Source organism: Fibrobacter sp. UWCM, assembly GCF_900129735.1.
GTDB lineage: Bacteria > Fibrobacterota > Fibrobacteria > Fibrobacterales > Fibrobacteraceae > Fibrobacter.
In genome coordinates this window covers 16,047-36,933 of the sequence record NZ_FQWR01000003.1, presented here as the reverse complement: position 1 = coordinate 36,933, position 20,887 = coordinate 16,047, and the positions used below count along the sequence as shown (strand labels likewise).

Genomic DNA, 20,887 nt, shown 5'->3' with positions numbered 1-20,887 from the left:
TGCCCTGAGCAAGCCGAACGGGCGGGGATGACAATCAGTATGTTTACGAAGCAATGTGTCGTTACCCTGGACCTTGAAGGTGTCCTCGCCCCCGAAATCTGGATTGCCGTCGCCGAAAAGACGGGCATCAAGGACCTGCGCCTCACCACGCGCGACATCCCCGACTACGACGTGCTCATGAAGGGCCGCATCGCGATTCTCGACCGCGAGAACATCAAGCTTTCGGACATCCAGAACGTCATCGCGAACTTGGGCCTGCTCGACGGCGCGCGCGACTTCATGGACAAGCTCCGCGACGAGACCCAGGTGATTATCCTTTCGGACACGTTCCAGGAATTCGCCTACCCCATCATGAAGAACCTCGGGTTCCCGACCATCTTCTGCCACAATCTCGTGGTGGAAAACGACCGCATCAGGGGCTACCACCTGCGCATGAGCGACCAGAAGACGAAGGTCGTAAAGCACCTGCAGGAGCTGAACTTCAAGGTGTTCGCTTCGGGTGACGCCTTCAACGACACGGGCATGCTCAAGCAGGCGGACAAGGGGTGCTTCTTCTGCGCGCCGGACTCCATCGTGGCGCAGTTCCCGCAGCTCGAGGCCACAAAGACTTACGCCGAGTTGCTGGAGAAGTTCCACCAGTTCCAAGAAATGTTATAAGACCGCTCGTTCGGCGTTTCGGGGGCGGAACCTCCGGTTTCTCACTCGCTCTCACTGCAAAGGCCCGTTAATACGGGCCTTTTCCGTTCACAGAAAGACCGCTCGTTCGACGTTTCGGGAGTCGAGACCTCCGGCTCCTCACTCACTTTCGCAACCGCCCCTGTTTAAGAACAGGGGCTTTGTTGCTCACGGAAGCGCTTCCCCAAAGAGGATAACTCTACTAAGGTGCTAAAGCACCAAGTATCGTATAAAAGCGCTAAGTGGTCAAAGTGCTTTCGGGTCGCATTTTTGCGTTTGGGCAGACCAAATGGCAGCAAAACACTCATTTAGTCTGCTACTTTACGCACAAAGTAACTAAAAGAAGCCTTTTTTTCTTAAAAATCGGTGAAATCCGGTGCATTCGACGCAAATTTTGCGAAGAAAACATCGAGATCACCCACATCAACTACAAACAAAGTAATTTTCAGCAGACTAAATCCAACAAAACAATGCGTTTGGTCTGCCATTTCAAGCATTTTTACTATTTGGGCGATCGTTTTGCCGCTTTTCAGCCTTCTTGCCGCATTCCTCCCCGCGGGAGCAACCGCAGGCCGGCGCAATTTAATACACCAAACGTAGCACGAGCGATCAAAAAAATGCGGGGCCCGCGTTCACGGGTCCCGCTCTGGAGTTAACCAGGAGTTAGGAAATTACTTGAGGGTCGGCGTATCCCAGTCAATCCACTCGGACTTGTTCCACTTAGCGATACTGCTGAAGGATTCTACCTTGCCCTTTGTCGTTCCGCTCTCGTTCAAGAAGGCGTTGACATAGGCCTTTACCTCATCGTAATGGTCTTGCGGCAGGTCGCAGTGGTTATGACCACCCTTCTGGGCATAGGTGTAATTGTCTTCGATGCCGAGGGCCTTGAACACTTCAAGTGAAGCATTGCCGCAGTAGTTCGACGGGACCTCGCCAAGCCAGTCAAAGGACTGGTTGTCAAGCAGGAGGAGTGCACGCGGTGCCACCATGGCCGTCAGCATGTGCTGGTCGAACGGGAGGGTGGTTTCCTTGCCATCGTAATTCTTGAAGCTGCTTTTCAGCCAACGGCCTTCGGTACCTGCACTGGCCAGGCCCTGCACGAACTGCGTGCCCTTCTGCTTGTTCACCTGGGCGATAGAACGCCAGAGAGACGCGCCACCGGAACCGGATTCCTGCGGAATCACGAGCGCAATGCGTTCATCAAACGCACCAGCAATCAGGGAGCCCTTGCCATGACGCGAACACCCGGTAACACCCAGATGGTGCACATCAATGCCCGCCTCGGGGGTCTTTTCAAGAGCGTCGATTACACGGCTAATACCCCATGCCCAAGCAATGGCGGTACCTGCATCGGAGCCATTATAGAGCTGGAAGAAGGAGCCACCGCCGTTTTCGGGAGCGACGTCATCCGGATTGAACGAAATCATGGCAACGCCAAGACCGTTCGTAGAGGCACCCAGGCTTCCGCAACCACCGAAGCTCGCAAAGCCGATGATGCCGGGTTTCGGTTTATCCTTGGTTCCGCCTCCAGAAATGCTGACAGAGAAGGAGATGGTTTTGCCCTTGTCGGTCACGGATACCTTGAGTTTGTTACCAGAGAAGGAGCCTTCGACCTTTTCGGGGTTACGCGGCTTTTGGCCGAACATAATCTTTTCGTACATCGCGCCGATTTCTTCGCGGCGGCACTTCCATTCATCCTTCGAAGAGATGCGCTTGCCGTCAAGGCCCATGAACGGGTCGGGCAGCTTCGCGTTGTTCACGCTCGTCGGAATATTGCCGATCTGGCATTCGCTGCGGTGGTCTTCCACGAAGTCGTTTGCGAGTGTCGGCGGCACAACCACAACGCTCGAGCTGGAAACAGGCGGCAAATCGACGGAACTGCTGGAACTGTGATGGTGACGATGCGAGCTGCTGGACGGTTCCGGCAAAATAAGACTACTGCTGGATACGCAAGCCCACGGCGTTTGCGGGCCGCACGCAACCTCAGCCTCGCTGCTGCTCGATTCACCCAGTTCCATCTCGTGACCCGCTTCAAGCGGATCAGGGCGTTCGGCAGAATACACCGTCAAGGACGAAGAACTGCTCCCCCCCTGTGCAGCAAGGATGGAATCTTCCAGGGCCTTGTTTGCGGAGTCCGCGTTGAATTCCCCATATTGATCGATGAGGCACTGTTCGGTGACACATGCTGTGGTAGAATTGTTGTCTTCTCCACAAGCCCACAACCCGAAGGCAGCGACTGCCAACGGAAATATATATTTCCTTTTATTCATAACCAACCCCATGTTCAAGGCCGGGAATTCGACCTTTCCGGGTATTTTTAAAGTATAAAAAAGAGGAACTAAAAGTACCGATTTCGGTAGAAAAACGTTGTTCGCACTTACAACATTACCAAAATGTAAATAAATGCCCTTTACAAGCAAAAAAAAGACGTTATAAGGCCGAGCGCCATGACTCTAAAATTTTACGTTGTAATAAATTAGAACAAAAATGTTCATTTTTAACATATAGAACGCTGAGTGTGCTATATAGAACGCTCTTTTGTTTTTTTTCAAAAAAAATCGTCCATTACTTGCAATTATGCCAGCCAGACCAAACAAATAAAATATATATTGCAATCATAAAAGGAGGAAACATGTTCTACAAGCATTGGAAAAAAATTGCACTTACATTGACCGCATTCTTCTGGTCGGCTTGTGAAGACTCCGTATCCGAGGCAGAGTGCCTATATGGCCCGCCAGAATACTACGGATTAAGCAGTCCCAAGGAACCCCAGCCGGAAAGTTCCAGCGAGGCGACCGGTAACGAAACGAGCTCCAGTTCCGAGGCGACCAAGCCCGAAAGTTCAAGCAGCAGCGGATTCCAACCCATGCCACTGTACGGGGTCTCCAGCGACCTCGTCACCTGCCTCCAGAAAGACGATTCAACGTTTAGATGTGTTGACGGTGTCACCTGCACGAAATCGACAAGGGATACTACAATAGTACCTTCCTGCCATGAAACCGAGTATGAAGGCGATATCATATCCATCTGCCCAGATTATGGCATTATGCAGATTCATGAAAACACCTACGAGTGTGACGGCAAGGTGTACAACGAGGCAGAATTTAAATCCCGCTATAAGACGATGACCGTCGTGAACCCTCCCGAAGAAGGTTCATCCAGTTCCGGCAACGTCACATGCACACCCACAGATTCCAGCGTTGCGTATTTCCCCAACGATTACAGTGCAGACAATGCCAAATTCTGGAAAGAGGAAGCGGCCAAGCACGATGCCGTCGCCAAGATAGATTCCGTCAAGGAGACGTTGGCCGAAACGCCCATGTGTCTTGAACACCTGCGTATGGAACTCGACCAATTCGTGGCGCTTTACGGCGCTCCGACCATCATTAGAAATGCGGTAGAAAAATGCATTGACGGCACCATCAGGCCCAGCGAAGAATACGCCAAGTTCCTCAAGATGCAGGAAGAGTGGGAAGCGAACAAGCCCGCCCTGGACGAAGAACTCCAGAAGGTCTACGAAGACAAGATGAAGGAAATCCAGGAACGGATTAACAAGTGTCTTTCCAGCAAGAGTGACAAGTAATCATGTTCTATAAACATTGGAAAAAGATACTCTTGTCAACTGCGGCTCTTTTCTGGGCTGGATGTGGCGGTGATAGCGAAAACTCTTCGTCTATAGTCATCCCTCCTCAAGATTCTAATTCCAATGATCTCGACGGACTGAAAACGGATACACTATATGGCATCCGACCGGTCTATAACGCTGATTCGGGATCCATTGTTAGTTCAGACAACTGCCAAAGTTCTAGTTCAAGTAACAATGCCGAATCAAGTTCTAGCGCGGAGCCTTTGGGACCTTATAAACTTGCTAGTGATACTAGTGTAACATGTAAAGTATTAGATCAAAAATGCGATTACACTTGCTTTGATAAAAATTATAATCCGTTTGATTTAATGGACAAACTAGAAAATAACGAAACAAAAACTCTTGAACAACTCGAAAAAATTGAAAACGACTTGGAGTATAACACGCTTAGCTATGGTGCTGTATACGGATGTATGAGTGGTATTATGGTTGGTCCATGTTATCCATATAGATACAAATGTTCAAACGATTCCATTTATTACAAAGAACGTGAAGGATTTATATATACTGATGAAGAGTTTAACAAAAAATATCCACCTATTGAACCCAAGAAACCATCACCATTTTGCAAAAAAACAGATTTTGTAACCTCATCATGGTACACTTTCGGTTATTACGAATACGATGAAGATAATCCATTCAAAGATGAAATAGAAAACAGGTATGAAGCCGGCAAAAAAATATTAATTGACAGCGTCAAAAATGAAACTAGCGATTCTCTTACAAATAACCAAATAGTTTGTCTTGATTCAAACATTCACTTGTTCGGAGAAAATAAAAAAAGCGGTCCCATCGCAACAATGCAAATCTGTGATGGAGATACCACCGTAAATCCACGATACCAGGCAAAACTTGATTCCAATAGGGCATACATTATGGAACAAGTCGAAGATTGCCTTAAACAGGAAGAACAAGAATCAGACACAACATCCATTACCCCGACTGATTCTTCCGAGGTTTCGCCAATTCAGGAAGAGGATGAATAATCATGTTCAAGAAACATTGGAAAAAATTTCTATTAAGCCTGTGCGCTCTTTTCTGGAGCGGCTGCAGCGACGATTCCTCTAGCGACAGCAAGGAACTGATTGCCTGCGACCTTGAACAGATATGCCCCGAATATGGTATTTTCTACGATTGCGAAAACGAGGAAGATGCGATTGCCGGGAACTTCGAAAACTGCACCATGTCATACCCGGCGTGCACGGACACGTACTATTGTGAAGACGACGTCACCTGTTTCCAATCGACCGACGACGAAACGAAAACTTTCGACTGTCGCGACGAAAAGGACAACAAGACAATCTACACCGAAGACGAATTCAAGTCAAAATACTACGTTGAACATGAACGTGTCCATTAGACAATAATTATACCTATGTTTTACAAGCATTGGAAAAAAATTGCACTTGCGCTGGCCGGGCTCTTTTGGGCCAGCTGCGGAGACGACGGCTCCAGCGATGAAGTTTCTATGTTTGCTCCCGAATATGGCGTTCAGGTAATGCCATCCGACTCTATAGGGGGTGCAGTTTGCCTTTATGGCGTAGAGGCCCCAGTCTATGTTGAAGTGAACAATCTTTGCTACAACGATACTGCCGTGAACGAGTCGGGCAAGGTATTCAAGATTATCGACTGCACCGACGGCAACAAGTACCTGAGGGATCCCTCTGCTGCGGGTGCGGAAGGCGTCGAACTCCCCGAAGGAGTCCAGGTGTTCGCCCCGAAGGCGGGTAGCGATAAAGCCCCGAACTGCACAGAAAATGGTGACGTCTGCATCGAACGGAACCCGTATATTTCCGAAGAACTGGATTCACTGGCCGGTTGCCACCCCATCATCGACTGCCCCGAGAAACCCTAACCTCACACTTCACGCCTCACATTTCACACCCCACATTTTTATGCAACTCTCTCTTAAGAAAAAACTCGCTCTCGAAGCTTACCGCCTTTACCGCCACAACGAAATCAAGGCGCATCCGCTCACGTACTTTTTCTGGGAATGCACGCTGCGCTGCAACCTGCACTGCCTGCACTGCGGTAGCGACTGCGTGAAAGACGCCATCCCCGACATGCCTCGCGAAGACTTCATGAGCGTGCTGGATAAACTCGCCCCGCACATCGACCCGAAGCACTTTATCGTAGTGATTACCGGCGGCGAACCCTTGATGCGCCAGGACCTCGAAGAATGCGGACAAGAAATCAAGAAGCGCGGCTACCCCTGGGGAATGGTCAGCAACGGCCTTGCCATGACGCCCGAACGCTACACCAAGCTGCTGAATGCAGGGCTGCGCTCACTCACGATTAGCCTGGACGGCCTCAAGGAAAGCCACAACCATTTCCGCGGCGCCCCCACGAGTTTCGACAACGCGCTCCGCGCCATCGACATGGCCGCCCACACGCAAGGCCTCACCTTCGACGTGATGACCTGCGTGAACCGCCAGAACTTGAAGGAACTCCCGAAAATTCTCGACATCCTCCTGAAAATCGGCGTGAAGCGTTGGCGCATCGCGACCGTGTTCCCGAAGGGCCGCGCGAAGGACAATCCGCTGTTCCAGCTCACGAACCAGGAATTCCGCCAGGTGTTCGATTTTATCCGCGAAGTCAAGAAACTGAACGTCATCAACGTGAACTACGGCTGCGAAGGCTTCCTCGGCAGCTACGAGAAGGACGCGCGCAACTACCCATTCTTCTGCCGTGCCGGCGTGAATGTATCTTCCGTACTTTGCGATGGCAGCATTTCTGCCTGCCCGAGCCTCCGCGGTGATTACATCCAGGGCAACATCTACAAGGACGACCTCTGGGATGTGTGGCAGAACCGCTACCAGGTGATGCGCGACCGCAGCTGGGCAAAAATTGGCGACTGCAAAAAATGCAAGTACTGGCGCTACTGCGAAGGCTCCAGCCTGCACCTCCGCGACGAGAAAACGAAAGAGTTGGCCTATTGCCATGTAAAACGCTTGGAAGCCGCCGGGGCATAAACAAGGCCTAAAGCCTGCCGAACAGGGCCAAAATACGCTTTTTTCCTAAAAAAACAGCACTGTACGCCCAGTGTATGTAAAAAAAAAGATTATTGACCGCAATCAACGCCCGAAAGTGATTTTTTTTGCGTTTTTTCTAAAAAAAACGCCTTTTCCATCGAAAAGAAATAATAAATTATAGTTGATGGACAAGGCAATTTTCACACCGAATGAAGAGCACATCATCAAGGTGCTCCTCAAGAAGAACGAGAAGCTCGATGAAGGGATTCTCCGCAAGGCTATTGCCTTCATTGCCGATGCCCACGACGGTCAGTACCGCAAGAGCGGCATGCCCTACACCGAGCACCCCTTTGAGGTGGCCAAGATTCTTGCCGAACTCCAGCAGGACCAGGCTACCGTACTCGCGGGCCTATTGCACGACGTGGTAGAAGACACCCCGCACACGCTTGCCGAAATCGCGACCGAATTCGGGGAAGATACCGCATTCATGGTCGACGCCGTCACCAAGATTACCGCCGCGCAGGAACAGAACAAGGCGGCACAGAAGGCGGAAACCTACCGCAAGCTGATTATAGCGATGGCAAAGGACCCGCGGGTCATCATGATTAAAATCGCGGACCGCATCCACAACATGCGCACCATGCGGTACATGAAGCCCGAAAAACGCAGGTCCATCGCCCAGGAAACGCTCGACATATACGTGCCCCTCACCCACAGGTTCGGCCTTTACAAGCTCAAGACCGAACTCGAGGACCTGAGTTTCAAGTACGTAAACCCGGACGAATATCAGAAAATCGTCGACGCGCTTATCGAGAACAAGGAAAAGCGCGAAAAGTACGTGCAGTCCGTGATTGGCCCGCTCCAAATCAAGATGGCGCTCGAAGACTTCGACTGCACCATCCAGGGCCGCACCAAGAACATCTACAGCATCTACAACAAGATGATCAGTCGCGATTGCCAGTTCGAGGACATCTTCGACATCTTTGCGATACGCATCATCGTAGAGACCATTCCCGAATGCTACCTCGCGCTTGGCTACGTCCACAACCTGTGGACCCCGATGCAGAGCCGCTTCAAGGACTACATCGCGACCCCCAAGCCGAACCTTTACCAGAGCATCCACACCACAGTCATCGGGCCCGAGAACAAGATGGTGGAAGTCCAGATCCGCACGAAGGACATGGACCTGACCGCCGAGAAGGGATTCGCCGCGCACTGGGCCTACAAGATGGAAACCCAGCACGAGGGCGAGGAACTTGCGTGGCTCAACCACATGGTAAAGCTCCAATCGGAAATTTCCGACTCCAAAGAGTATCTGGACTTCCTGAAGGTGGACCTCAAGCCCGAAGGCATGACGGTATTTACCCCGAAGGGAGCCTCCATTGAACTGCCGGAAGGCTCCACGGTGCTCGACTTCGCATTTGCCATCCACACGGAACTGGGCCTGCACTGCATCGGTGCCCGCATCAACGAGGAAGTCGTGAGCCTCGACCACGTGGTGACGCACGGGGCGACCATCCAGGTGCTCAAGAGCCCGAGCCAGGAACCGAGCCCCGAGTGGCTCGACATCGTAAAGACGGTGAAGGCCAAGCAGGAACTGCGCCGGTGGATGAAGACCAGCATTATACAGCAGTCACGTAGCCTGGGCAAGGAAATCTGGACCCGCGAGCTCAGGCTTGCGAAAGTCGAGAAGGACAAGCGCCCCGGCGAGGAAGAAATCCGCAGGTACTTCGGCACCCTCTCGATGGACGACTTCTACGAGCGGATTGGCCAGGGCGAACTGCCCCTGCAGGACATCCACAGGTTCATTACCGGCGGGAATTCGCTCCCCAAGGAAATGGCGCTCCGGTTCTTCCCCACCTTCGGAAGCGACAAGAAGGCCGCCGAGGAAATGCCTCTGCAAATCGGGCAGGAAACTAGCCTCGTCATCCATTTTGCAGACTGCTGCGCGCCCCTCCCGGGTGACGAGATTGTGGGCGTCCTCCGCCCGCAAATCGGTATCGAGGTCCACAACAAGAACTGCAGTTGCCTCAAGAACCTCCCGGTAGAACAGCAGATTGCGGTCGCCTGGAGCGCCGACGTCACCAAGCCGTTCATGACGCACCTCACCATCGACACCGACAACCGCAAGAACATCACGCTCGATATCCTCGAGCAGCTCAAGGGTTCCGACGTATCGCTCGACCGCATGAGTGTCGCAAGCAAGCAGTCCACGGGCCGCATCCGCATGGAATTCAAGGCGTTCCGCAAGGAGCAGGTCGACTCCATCATCACGAAAATCAAACAGATTTCGGGCGTACGGGAGGTTTCGAAGGCATGATTACTCCGCTCCACCACAGCGACTACACGCTCAAGAACCGCGCGTTCAACTGCCGCATGCGCAACCGCTACTACGAGGAAGTCTACTACGCCTTCAGGGCGATTCTCCCCATGGACAAGAACGGCAACATCGACGGTTCTGCCATGGACCTCCCCTGGTTCAACAACCTCAAGCAAGAAATCAAGAGGCTCGACCGCCTTCTCATGACATGCCTCGAATATTCGCAGGCTGCGGTTTTCTACGGGAAAGCCGACATCGCCACGCTCTACTCCAAGGACAAGCGCTGGGGCATCCTCCAGGAAGAAATCTTCCTCGTGCACTTCTTGCAGGAACTGCTCTCGACAACGCGCTATATCATCGCGCGTATCGAGACCGACCAGATGCTGCAGCGCTGGAGCGGCTCCATGCAAGATATGAAGGCGAAGCCCATGAATTCCGGCTTCGTGAGTTCCATCCAAGAAAAACTCGCCGCCATGAACAATGCGACCATCGAGGAATTCAAGGACCTCTTCAAGCACATCATCGACAGGTTCCAGATAGGCAACACGCTGTTCGGGACCGTGCAGGAACTCCAGAACTTCTACTAATGACTATTGACTAATGACTAATGACTAATGACTATTGACTATTGACTATTGACTATTGACTATTGACCAATAACTAATAACTATGTCTGAATACATCATATTATCAATCTTCCTTTTCCTAGGCGCGTTTATCGCGGCAGCGGCTACCGTCACGGGCCTACTGCTCGGCTACCGCACCCGGAACACCAGGAACAAGATGGCCCCGTACGAATGCGGCATGGAGACCATCGGTAACGCACGCATCCAGTTCAAGGTGGGCTACTACCTGTTCGCGCTCCTGTTCCTCGTGTTCGACATCGAAGCGCTCTTCCTGTTCCCCGTCATGATGAACTTCAAGGAAATCATGGCCGGGCATACGGCACTCTCGCCCGTCGTCGTCATCATTGACCTCGTGATATTCATGGCTATCCTTGTATCTGGCCTCGCATACGCCTGGAAAAAAGGAATTCTCAAATGGGAATAATCAATTACGCACCCAAGATTCTGGACCCGATTCCCGGCGGCAAGTACGTCGTGAACGCTATAGACTATGTAGTGAACTGGGCCCGAGCCAACTCCATCTGGCCCCTCACCTACGGCACCAGCTGTTGCGCCATCGAAATGATGTCGAGTTCCATGGCCCGCTACGATATTGCACGCTTTGGTAGTGAAGTGTTCCGCTCGTCCCCGAGACAGGCGGACCTTTTCATTCTGGCGGGCACCATCACGCACCGCATGGCACCTGCCATCCAGATGCTCTGGGAACAGATTCCCGGGCCCAAGTACGTGATTGCGATGGGCGCCTGCACCATCAGCGGCGGCCCGTTTATCTATGACAACTATTCCGTGGTGCGTGGCGCACAGAACCTGATTCCGGTCGACGTTTATGTACCGGGATGCCCGCCGCGCCCCGAGGCGCTCTTTCACGGGCTACTCACCCTGCGTGAAAAGATTTTGAAGGAAACCTGCCGCCACCCGTGGCACGAAGGACGCCCCAAAGACGTGTCCACCATGGACCGCTACCGCGAGGCCGCTAAGACTTGGGCCGCCCTCGAAGAGATGAAGGACGAGGAGATGGCCGAAGCCCGTGCGAAGTTCAAGGAAGAACACCCGGACTACAAGAGCACGTTCAAGCCTGTCCGCGTGAAGAAGGAAGACTTCCCCGAAGTGCCCCGCGTGCCGTTCAAGCGGCTCGGGCTCACGCAGTCCGAACTGTTCGCGAAACTGCGCAAGAAATTCCCCGAGGTGACGGTCCACACCCACAGCGAGGACCCCATCGAGGACGTGGTGGCGGCAATACCCGCAGACCGCCCGCTCGAAGTGATGGTAAGGCCCGAAGACTACCTCCCGATTGTAGAATACGTGAAAGGCAATCCCGAATTCAAGATGGACTACCTCATCGACGTGACCGCCATCGACTACGACGACCATTTCGACATGGTTACGATGCTACGCAGCCTGGAACATGGCCACAAGCTGTTTCTCTGCGTACAGCTGAAGAAGGACTTCAGCATTCCCGAAGAAAAACGCGCCACGTCGCTTTTGGCAAGCATCGGCACGATTAGCCACCTCTACCCCGCCGCGGAATTCAAGGAACGCGAAGTTTACGACATGTTCGGCATCAACTTCGAAGGCCACCCCGACCAGCGGCGCATATTCCTCGACAAGGACTTCGTCGGCTACCCGCTCCGCAAGGACTTTACTCACCCGCAAATGATCAGGAGGCCCGTATAATGCCTACACTGCCTCCAGGATTCCGCATCCAGCGCGAAACCAATACCGAAGAATTTTTCATCAACATGGGTCCGCAGCACCCGAGTACACACGGCGCGCTCCGCCTTGCGCTGCGCATGGACGGCGAAACCATCGTTGAACTTGTACCGCATTTCGGCTACATCCACCGCGGCATGGAAAAGCAGGCGGAATCGATGAGCTACCTGCAGTACATTGCGCTTAGCGACCGCCAGGACTACCTCACCGCCATCCAGAACAACCTGGGTGTAGTCATCGCCCTTGAAAAGGGCATGAACGTGGGCGTACCCGAGAAGGGCGAATACATCCGCGTGATGCTCCAGGAACTGGGCCGCATTGCATCTCACCTGGTGTTCTTCGGCTGCTTCGGCGGCGACCTCGGCGGGCAAACCTGCCTGCTGTTCGGGTTCAAGGAACGCGAGATGATCCACGACATTCTCGAAGAAGTCACCGGCTCGCGCCTTACCACGAACTTCTTCAGGCCCGGTGGAAGCCGCTACGACGTGCCCGAGACGTTTATCCCGCGCGTGAAGGCGTTCCTCGACCACCTGGAAGATTCCATGAGGGACTACGAGAGGTTCCTTTCCAAGAACATCATCGTGCTCGAGAGAAGCGTCGGGATTGGCGTACTTTCCAAGGAAGACGCGATTGCCTACGGATGCTCGGGCCCGGTTCTGCGTGCGAGCGGCGTGAACTTCGACGTGCGTCGCGTGAACCCGTACAGCATCTACGACCAGTTCGATTTCGACATACCCGTGTTCCACAACGGCGACTGCTATGACCGTTACAAGATACGCATTGCCGAGATTCACGAATCCATGAAGATTCTGCGGCAGTGTGTAGAGAAGTTCCCGAAGGAAGGGCCCTGGCGCAGCAAGGAAAAGCCGGTGAGACTCCCCGAAGGCCGCTACTACAGTGAAATCGAGACGGCGAAGGGCCTGTATGCCACTTACGTGGTGGCAGCAACGACCGGCGAGAAGCCCTACCGTATCCACACGCGCGGGCCAAGCTTCCCGCACATTGCAGCACTCAACAAGATGGTGCAGGGCCACAAGATTTCGGACCTCGTGACCATCATGGCCACCCTCGACCCCGTGATCCCGGAAATTGACAGGTAGCTTATGTTTGTTCCCTCAGTTACAAACCCCATCGGCGATTTTGTACGCGACATGGTCCCGCGGGTAGCGGAATTTTTGCCGGCGAATCTCCAGAGCGAGACGCTCAACAGCATATCGGCATTCCTCATCAACGCGGTCATCTGCGTTATTGCGGTATGTGCCGTGAATATCGGGTCTGCCCCAATTCTCATCTACATGGAACGCAAGGTATGTGCCCATATCCAGTGCAGGCTTGGCCCCATGCGCCTCGGCTGGCACGGAACCATCCAGACCGTCGCCGACGTTATCAAGATGCTCTTCAAGGAAGTGTACGCCCCGAGCGGCGCGGACAAGTTGATGTTCTACCTCGCCCCGCTCATCGTGCTTATCGCCCCCTTCATCGTGTGCGCGCTCATCCCGTTCGGGCGCAACCTCGTCGTTGCCGACGTATCGATGGGAATCCCGCTCATTATCGCGGTGAACGGCTTCGGCGTTTTGGGCATCTTGCTTGGCGGCTGGAGCAGCAACAACAAGTATTCCCTGCTCGGTGCACTCCGTAGCGGCGCGCAGATGATCAGCTACGAAATCTCGTTCGCGATGATTCTCCTGTTCGTCGTGATGATTTCGGGTTCCACGAACCTGATGAGTATCACCCTCGGGCAAGAGGGAACCGTTCTCGACTGGTGGATTTTCAAGATTCCCGTACTCGGGATTGTCGCATTCATCCTGTTCTTTATTTCTTCTACCGCCGAAATGAACCGCGCGCCCTTCGACATCGCCGAAGCCGAGCAGGAACTTACGGGCGGCTACCATACGGAATACAACGGCACGCCGTTCGCCATGTTCTACCTGGCCGAATACATCGCGCTCGTCACGAACTCCGCACTTGCCACCACGTGCTTCCTCGGCGGATTCCTGCCGCCCTGCATCGGGGTCGCGTTCGTGGACAACTACCTCAACATGGTCCCGGGAGTCGTGTGGTTCTTCGCGAAGGTCTTCTTCATGATTTGGTGCTACATGATGGTCCGCTGGACTTTCGTGCGCCCGCGCGTAGACCAGCTCATGGATTTCGAATGGAAATTTTTGTTGCCCGTGAACCTCGTGCTGCTCGTTGCCGGTGCGGCGTGGATTGCGATTGGAGGGTAAGGCATGCAGCAAGAAAACATTACATTAGTACAGTATTTCAAGCGCTACCTGAAGCGCTGCATTACCGGACCGTGGAGCCTGATGTGCGGCCTTTCCGTGTCGCTCAAGTATTTCTTTGACCCGCGACGCATTGTCACGGAGCAGTACCCCGAGAACCGCAAGACCCTCAAGATGCACCCGCGCTACCGCGGACGCCTCGAGATGATCGAGGATGCGGAAGGCAATAACCACTGCACCGCTTGCGGCATGTGCGAACGCGCCTGCCCGAACGCATCTATCAACGTGCTTGCCACCAAGAACATTGCGGGCAAGAAGGTGCTCGGACGCTACGTGTACCACTTTGCGAGTTGCACCCAGTGCGGTCTCTGCGTAGAGGCGTGCCCGTTCGGTGCAATCCGCATGAACCAGGAATTCGAGGTGGCGACAACCGACCCGAACACGCTCGAAATGATATTGAACAAGAAGGAGGGACAAGGCTAATGTTCCCGAACCTGTCTATTCCGGGGCTCCAGATGCCCGACCTGCCGTTTGCATTCCCCATGGGAGGCATGGATCTCGCGTTCTATGCCGTAGCCATCGTGATGCTCGTTACCGCAGTCTTTACGGTCGCCGTGAAGAATATTCTGCAGAGCGCCGTGTTCCTGATTTTCAGCTTTGTCGCGACAGCCATCCTCTACCTGCTCTTGCATGCCGAATTCATCGCACTTGCGCAGGTGATGGTCTACGTGGGAGGTGTCGTCATCTTCGTGGTGTTCACCATCCTGTTGACAAGCCACTTGGGCGAAGACGCCTTCGCCACAAAAATCCCGCGCGTGTTTGCCGCATTCGCGCTATCCATCGCGTTCGTGTTCGTTATGGTCAAGTGCATCTTGCCCACACCGGGAATCGCGTCGGGCGCGGTGAACGCCCCCGCCGGATACTCCTCCCTCGAAAATTTCGCCCTGCGCCTGCTCGGCTATGACGTGAGCGGGTTCATCATCCCGTTCGAGGTGGTGAGCGTGCTCCTGCTGATGACGCTTATCTGCGCCATCACGGTCGCCCGCCGTAGCAAGGACGAGATGGAGACCGCCGAAAACGCTTCTAAACAAAAGGAGGTCAAGTAATGAACCTTCTTAACTGCCTGATTCTCGCATTCCTGCTGTTCGGGATTGGCGTCTGGGGCCTGATGCGCCGGCGTCACCTCATCGGCATGCTCATTTCTATCGAGCTCATGCTGAACGCAGCGAATATCAACTTCATCAGTTTTGCATACTTTACTGCACACGACGCTACCGCCGGTGCACTGTTCAGCATTTTCGTCATCGCCGTCACGGCCTGCGAAATGGCAATCGCACTTGCCATCATCGTCACCATGTACCGCCGTCACAAGAGCCTTGACGCCGACCAGTTGAGGGACCTCCATGATTAACGATATTACACTCGGATACCTCATTCTGGTTCTGCCGTTCCTCACCTTCGCGATAAACGGGCTTTTCCTCGGCAACAAGAACGCAAAGGCGGCGGCAGGCCTTGCCGTCACGTTCAACGGGCTTGCCTTTATCTCGGCGGCATTACTCGCGTTCCACTATTTCACCTCGGTTGTCGCCCCGCAGAAGGTCGTGCTTTTCGACCACTCCTTCATCCCGTTCGCAGGCGAGCTTGTCGCACGTATCGGCATGCTAATCGACCCGCTTTCGGTCATGATGCTCGTGGTAGTAACCTTCATCAGCTTCATGGTGAACATCTACAGCATCGGCTATATGCGCGAAGACCGCGCGATGGGGCGCTTCTTCGCACTCCTCTCGCTGTTCAGTTTCAGCATGCTCGGGCTCGTCGTCGCTACAAACCTCTTCCAGATGTTCATCTTCTGGGAACTGGTGGGCGTTTCCAGCTACCTGCTTATCGGTTTCTGGTACCACAAGCCCTCCGCGGTGAGTGCCTCCAAGCAGGCGTTCATCCTCACGCGTTTCGCCGACAGTTTCTTCCTGCTCGGTATCGTGCTCGTGAGCTACGTGGTCGGGAGTTTCGACTTCACGACCATCAATTCGCTTACAATGTTCCCGTTCCGCAACGAGACCATCGACATGGGTATCTGCGTCATGAGCAAGTCCAGCGCGCTCGTCCTCGGGTCTATCCTCATATTTACCGGCGGCTGGGGAAAATCCGCCATGTTCCCGATGCATATCTGGCTCCCGAACGCGATGGAAGGCCCCACTCCGGTCAGCTCCATCATCCACAGCGCAACGATGGTGGTCGCGGGCGTGTACCTGGTCGCCCGTCTCTTCCCGTTCTTCGCCGTGTGTGGCGATTCCCTCACGCTCATCATGTGGGTGGGTGCATTCACGATGGTGTTCGCCGCCGTCATCGCCTGCACGCAGAAAGATATCAAGCGAATCCTCGCCTACTCCACGCTCTCGCAGCTCGGGTACATGATGTTCGCGCTCGGTGCCTGCAAGATTGGCCAGGCAATTATCACTACGGGCTGGACGGCAAGCACGTTCCACATCTTCACGCACGCCTTCTTCAAGTGCAGCCTCTTCCTTATCGCGGGTAGCCTCATCCATCAGGTGCATACGAACGACCTCGACGCGATGGGCGGGCTCCGCAAGAAGATGCCCCTCACCTACGCCTGCGCGCTCATCTCGATTCTCGCGATTTCGGGTATCCCGCCGTTCTCCGGTTTCTTCTCGAAGGACGAAATCATACTCGCCGCGTTCCAGGGCCAGCACTATGCGGTATTCGCGCTCGCCCTCCTTACAAGCGGGCTCACCACGTTCTACATGTTCCGCCTGTTCTTCCTCGCCTTCCACGGGGAACCGCGCCATGAGGGCGTCAAGGCGGGCCACGTGCACGAGGATTTCTTCATGACCCTCCCGGTCGTGATTCTCGCCATCCCGGCACTCCTCTCGGGTATCCTCGGGAAGGGGCTTTTCGAGCACTTCTTTACCCCCGGCAAGCTGCACGTACCGACCATGCTCAAGGTGGCTCATGCGGAATGGATTCCGTTTGTCGCCATCGGCGTTGCGGTTCTCGCCCTGCTTATCGCGTGGTTCCTGTACGCAAGCCCGAAGGCAAAGATCCAGCGGGCTCTGGACGACACGAACCGCTGCGGCATATACAAGATTATCTACCACAAGTTCTACTTCGACGAGATGTACTACACCGTCGTCCGCCAGTTCATTTTCGGCGGTGTCGCCCGCGTATCACGCGCATTCAACGACTACGTGATCGAGGGCCTGCTCGCTTTCAGCATCTGGTTCATCCACAAGCTGGGCGACCTTGTACGTACGGCACAGGCAGGCTACCTGCCCTTCTATCTCGGGACGCTTATCGTAGGCGTCCTCATTTGGCGATTCTTCGGACAACTTCCCCTGTAGGCGCAATATGGATATACTGCTTTTCAACCTCATCTGGGTCATCCCGCTCTTAACGGTACTCGTCTGCATCCCGATTCCCGCCTCGCACGCGAAGTTGCTCCGCGGGCTGCATACCGCATCGGCAAGCGCAGTCCTCCTCATGGTATGCTATCTAGCCTACCGCGTGTTCATGCTTTCGGGTACACCCGCAAGCGAAGCGGCCTCCCCGCTCGTGCTGCGGTTCCTTACCGACATTCCCTGGCTTGCGATGTTCAACGCGCACTACATCGTGGGTGCGGACGGCCTCAATATTCTCCTGCTCGCGCTCACGGCGTTTATCGTGTGGGGCGGCGTTCTGGTAAGCTACAACATCAAGGGAAACCAGAAGGTATTCTTCGCGCTCATCCAGCTGCTCGCCACGAGCGTGTACGGCGTGTACATGAGTTTCGACCTGGTGCTGTTCTTCGTGTTCTACGAGATGGAAGCGCTGTGCATGTACCTGATGATTGCCTGCTACGGCAGCGGACGCAGGGACTACGGCGGCAAGAAACTTACCTTGACGCTCGCGTTCGGCTCCTCGATGATTCTTGCGACCCTGTTCGGGCTCTACTTCGAAAGCGGTGCAAACAGCTGGAACCTCATCGAAATCGCAAAGACGACCATCCCGATGGAATTCCAGATGTGGGCATTCCCGCTCATGTTCATGGGATTTGCTGTTTCGAGTTCGCTGTTCCCGTTCCACTTCTGGAGCCCGGACGGCCATTCCGCAGCACCTACCGCGGTCTCGATGCTTGCGGCCGGCGTGATGATGAAGATGGGCGCCTACGGCTGCCTGCGCGTCGCCATGTTCCTGATGCCCGAAGCGGCAAAGGTCTGGCTCCCCTACGTGGTGGCACTCCTGATATTCAACGTGGTTCTCGGTCCCTTCATTGCGCTTAGGCACAAGGACCTCAAGTACATTACCGCCTACAGTTCCATCAGCCACCTGGGGCTGATATTCCTCGGCCTTGCGGCCATGACCCCGGTAGGCCTCCGCGGTGCGAGTTTGCAGATGATTTCACACGGGTTCCTGACCGGGCTCTTCTTCGCAACTATCGGCATGATCTACGAACGCACGCATACCCGCGACATCACCGAGATGGGCGGCATCATGCGCAAGATGCCCTTCCTGGGCGTCGGATTCGTGATTGCGGGCTTTGCGGGCCTCGGGCTCCCGGGATTCAGCGGGTTCATCGCCGAGAGCAACATCTTTATCGGCGCGTTCCAGCAGGAATCCACCCTCACGCGCATCGTGACCATACTTGCCATCCTGAGTATCACTACGACTGCCGTTTACATATTGCAGACGGCAAACCGCATGCTGCACGGGCCGCTCCCGCAAAAGTACGAGGGCCTTACCGACGGTTGCTTCCGCGAGAAGCTCGTCATTGTCGTGCTTGTTGCGTGCCTCCTGTTCATTGGCGTTTGCCCTGGTCCGTTCGCCGACCTGCTCGACCAGAGCATCGCACCGATATTTGCAAAGATTTCTGCGGCCACCCAGCCCGTCACCAGCGGGATTGGAGGTTAACACATGTTCGATTTCAATATTCCCGGCTTTATCGTACCCGACATTCTCCTGCTCATTTTCCCGTTCATCGTCATCGGGAGCAGGCTTTTCTGCAGTGCGCAATCCAAGGTGCCCTGGCGCATCGCGAACATCGGGTTCATCGCCATATTCGTGCTGTTGAACCTCATCCCGATTGCCACAGGCGAAGGCAGGTTCTTCATTACCAACTGGCGCGTCGATGACTTCGGCGTGCTCATGCGCGAAGTACTCATGGTTTCGGCAATTCTCGGAATCTGGTTCGCGAAGGACTACTTCGAGCACGGTGCAGATGGAAAGCCGCAAATGCACCAGATTGCGGAATTCATCGGCGCAATCGCGTTCGCGACATTCGGCGGGTTTACGGTCGTTTCGGCCTGCGACATGCTCACGCTCTTCCTCGGGCTCGAAATCGCGACCATCCCGATGTACGCCCTCACCGCATGGAACAAGAAGGACCAGCTCGGGAGCGAAGCCGCTACCAAGTATATATTGATGGGCTCCGTCGCCACGGCGTTCGAACTCTTCGGTTTCAGTTACCTTTACGGCTTCGCGGGCTCGCTCCACTTCAGCGAAATCCAGGCCGCTGTCGCTACGGGCACAAGCCCGCTCCTCTGGGTTGCGGTACTCTTCCTCTTCTGCGGAATCGGATTCAAGCTCACGCTGTTCCCGTTCTACACCTGGGCCCCGGACGTTTACGAAGGCGCTCCGACACCCGTGACGGCAGTACTTTCCGTTACCTCCAAGGCGACCGCCATCGCATTCCTCGCCGTGCTCGTTTTCGGCCCGCTCCAGCCCGTCATCGACAAGATTAACCCGCTTATCGCGCTCCTTGCCGGCACCACGCTCTTCGTGGGTAACCTCGGCGCACTCAAGCAGAGCAGGCTCCGCAGGTTCATGGCCTACAGTTCCATCGCGCAGGCGGGCTATATCATGGTAGCGCTCCTCGGGCCAGAGGCGAACGCGAAGACGGCCATCATCTACTACCTGTTCGTGTATGCCGTATCGAACTACCTCGCGTTCTTTATCTTCGGCATCATCGGGCACCACCGCGAAGAAACGTTCGCGTCCCTCCGCGGGCTTTCCAAGCAAGACGTGAACCTCGCCATCGCGCTCGCCATCTCGATGTTCAGCCTTGCGGGCATCCCCCCGCTTGCCGGCTTCTTCGGCAAATTCCATCTGTTCTTCTGCGGTGCGGCCAACGGGCACTACATGCTTGTCGCCTTTGCCGTCCTGAACAACGTGCTCGCGCTGTTCTACTACATCCAGCTTATCAAGAGCGCCTGGGTGGACGAACCCGACGGACACCTGACCCCGCTACGACTCACCAAGAGGCAGCGCGGCGTCATTATACTCCTCTCCGTAATGGTGGTGATTCTCGGATTCCTGCCGTTCCTGAGCAACAACGTCTTCGCAGGATTCAACTTCTAGTCTAGGGATTTTCGCGGCTATATGACCGCGTCAATCTTTTCGTTCCAGTGGTCCGTAGTTTCACGGGCCACTTCGTTTCCGCAGTCATAGATACACAAGAAGCAGATTTCATTCACGACTTCGTAATCGGAACCGCCGTTGAACACGTTGGCGTTGCCGTACTCTTCGCGGTCTTTCCACACGTAGACTTTGCAGGAATTCTGCACGGAAAGCGCCTTGCAGTAAGCAGCGAGAGCGTCTTCCGTGAGGTCTGCGGCATTCGTCGCGCCCATAGACAAAGGCGACGCAAGGATTTCGGCCAGCGAAATGGCGCGCGCGCCGTCTTTGGACAAAATTCGCCCGGCGATGTTGAATTCGACTTCCAT

21 protein-coding genes and 1 pseudogene are annotated in these 20,887 nt (G+C 54.5%); 19 read left to right on the top strand and 3 right to left on the bottom strand.

The features are described from left to right. Positions 1-39: 39 nt before the first annotated feature. Complete coding sequence (thrH, locus tag BUB22_RS02765) at positions 40-657, top strand: bifunctional phosphoserine phosphatase/homoserine phosphotransferase ThrH (RefSeq protein WP_073113831.1); 618 nt, start codon at positions 40-42, stop codon at positions 655-657. A 374-nt stretch (positions 658-1,031) separates the two neighbouring features. Here thrH and BUB22_RS16215 read toward each other — a convergent pair whose 3' ends face one another. Both BUB22_RS16215 and BUB22_RS02760 read right to left on the bottom strand, forming a co-directional pair. After that, complete coding sequence (locus BUB22_RS16215) at positions 1,032-1,256, bottom strand: hypothetical protein (RefSeq protein ID WP_139258680.1); 225 nt, start codon at positions 1,254-1,256, stop codon at positions 1,032-1,034. A 90-nt stretch (positions 1,257-1,346) separates the two neighbouring features. Next, positions 1,347-2,945 (bottom strand): glucuronyl esterase domain-containing protein, encoded by a 1,599-nt coding sequence (locus BUB22_RS02760; RefSeq protein ID WP_073113988.1) that lies wholly within the window; start codon positions 2,943-2,945, stop codon positions 1,347-1,349. A gap of 362 nt (positions 2,946-3,307) precedes the next feature. Between BUB22_RS02760 and BUB22_RS16210 the strand changes: the two genes are divergently transcribed. The 18 genes and pseudogenes from BUB22_RS16210 (at position 3,308) to BUB22_RS02675 (ending at position 20,522) form a co-directional block, all read left to right on the top strand. Continuing rightward, positions 3,308-4,258 carry a hypothetical protein gene (locus BUB22_RS16210; protein WP_139258679.1) on the top strand — a complete coding sequence of 317 codons (951 nt, stop codon included), beginning with the start codon at positions 3,308-3,310 and terminating at the stop codon, positions 4,256-4,258. 2 nt (positions 4,259-4,260) lie between these two features. Further along, the gene (locus BUB22_RS16205) at positions 4,261-5,307 is read left to right on the top strand and encodes a hypothetical protein (protein WP_139258678.1); all 1,047 of its coding nucleotides are present in this window, start codon (positions 4,261-4,263) and stop codon (positions 5,305-5,307) included. Between the two features lie 2 nt (positions 5,308-5,309). Beyond that, a complete protein-coding gene (locus BUB22_RS02745) occupies positions 5,310-5,681 on the top strand; it encodes a hypothetical protein (protein ID WP_073113828.1) in 372 nt (123 codons plus the stop codon). A 15-nt stretch (positions 5,682-5,696) separates the two neighbouring features. Further along, complete coding sequence (locus BUB22_RS02740) at positions 5,697-6,176, top strand: hypothetical protein (RefSeq protein ID WP_073113827.1); 480 nt, start codon at positions 5,697-5,699, stop codon at positions 6,174-6,176. Positions 6,177-6,216: 40 nt separating this feature from the next. Continuing rightward, positions 6,217-7,293: a TIGR04133 family radical SAM/SPASM protein gene (locus BUB22_RS02735; RefSeq protein WP_073113826.1), complete on the top strand. Its 1,077-nt coding sequence runs from the start codon at positions 6,217-6,219 to the stop codon at positions 7,291-7,293. 184 nt (positions 7,294-7,477) lie between these two features. Then, entirely contained in the window at positions 7,478-9,613 is a 2,136-nt protein-coding gene (locus BUB22_RS02730; protein WP_073113825.1) for a RelA/SpoT family protein, read from the top strand. Next, complete coding sequence (locus BUB22_RS02725) at positions 9,610-10,200, top strand: hypothetical protein (protein ID WP_073113824.1); 591 nt, start codon at positions 9,610-9,612, stop codon at positions 10,198-10,200. Before BUB22_RS02730 ends, BUB22_RS02725 begins: the two co-directional genes overlap by 4 nt. Before the next feature lie 82 nt (positions 10,201-10,282). Next, the gene (locus BUB22_RS02720) at positions 10,283-10,663 is read left to right on the top strand and encodes an NADH-quinone oxidoreductase subunit A (protein WP_073113823.1); all 381 of its coding nucleotides are present in this window, start codon (positions 10,283-10,285) and stop codon (positions 10,661-10,663) included. Next, a pseudogene (locus tag BUB22_RS17280) lies at positions 10,654-11,172 on the top strand (NADH-quinone oxidoreductase subunit B); the annotation flags it as partial. The gene BUB22_RS02720 and the pseudogene BUB22_RS17280, both read left to right, overlap by 10 nt. An 18-nt stretch (positions 11,173-11,190) precedes the next feature. After that, positions 11,191-11,913 (top strand): NADH-quinone oxidoreductase subunit C, encoded by a 723-nt coding sequence (locus tag BUB22_RS17275; RefSeq protein WP_371586800.1) that lies wholly within the window; start codon positions 11,191-11,193, stop codon positions 11,911-11,913. After that, positions 11,913-13,049: an NADH-quinone oxidoreductase subunit D gene (locus BUB22_RS02710; RefSeq protein ID WP_072812016.1), complete on the top strand. Its 1,137-nt coding sequence runs from the start codon at positions 11,913-11,915 to the stop codon at positions 13,047-13,049. The genes BUB22_RS17275 and BUB22_RS02710 overlap by 1 nt, the downstream gene beginning before the upstream one ends. Before the next feature lie 3 nt (positions 13,050-13,052). Next, positions 13,053-14,174 carry a complex I subunit 1/NuoH family protein gene (locus tag BUB22_RS02705; RefSeq protein ID WP_073113821.1) on the top strand — a complete coding sequence of 374 codons (1,122 nt, stop codon included), beginning with the start codon at positions 13,053-13,055 and terminating at the stop codon, positions 14,172-14,174. A gap of 3 nt (positions 14,175-14,177) precedes the next feature. Continuing rightward, entirely contained in the window at positions 14,178-14,654 is a 477-nt protein-coding gene (locus tag BUB22_RS02700; protein WP_072812012.1) for a 4Fe-4S binding protein, read from the top strand. Then, the gene (locus BUB22_RS02695) at positions 14,654-15,277 is read left to right on the top strand and encodes an NADH-quinone oxidoreductase subunit J family protein (protein WP_254794606.1); all 624 of its coding nucleotides are present in this window, start codon (positions 14,654-14,656) and stop codon (positions 15,275-15,277) included. The genes BUB22_RS02700 and BUB22_RS02695 overlap by 1 nt, the downstream gene beginning before the upstream one ends. Next, a complete protein-coding gene (gene nuoK / locus BUB22_RS02690) occupies positions 15,277-15,582 on the top strand; it encodes an NADH-quinone oxidoreductase subunit NuoK (protein ID WP_072812009.1) in 306 nt (101 codons plus the stop codon). Before BUB22_RS02695 ends, nuoK begins: the two co-directional genes overlap by 1 nt. Continuing rightward, the gene (gene nuoL / locus BUB22_RS02685; RefSeq protein WP_073113820.1) at positions 15,575-17,530 is read left to right on the top strand and encodes an NADH-quinone oxidoreductase subunit L; all 1,956 of its coding nucleotides are present in this window, start codon (positions 15,575-15,577) and stop codon (positions 17,528-17,530) included. The genes nuoK and nuoL overlap by 8 nt, the downstream gene beginning before the upstream one ends. Before the next feature lie 7 nt (positions 17,531-17,537). Beyond that, positions 17,538-19,076, top strand: a complete 1,539-nt coding sequence (locus BUB22_RS02680; RefSeq protein WP_073113819.1) for a complex I subunit 4 family protein — start codon at positions 17,538-17,540, stop codon at positions 19,074-19,076. Between the two features lie 3 nt (positions 19,077-19,079). After that, positions 19,080-20,522, top strand: a complete 1,443-nt coding sequence (locus tag BUB22_RS02675) for an NADH-quinone oxidoreductase subunit N (RefSeq protein ID WP_073113818.1) — start codon at positions 19,080-19,082, stop codon at positions 20,520-20,522. Between the two features lie 17 nt (positions 20,523-20,539). Here BUB22_RS02675 and BUB22_RS02670 read toward each other — a convergent pair whose 3' ends face one another. Continuing rightward, positions 20,540-20,887 (bottom strand): hypothetical protein, encoded by a 348-nt coding sequence (locus BUB22_RS02670; protein WP_073113817.1) that lies wholly within the window; start codon positions 20,885-20,887, stop codon positions 20,540-20,542.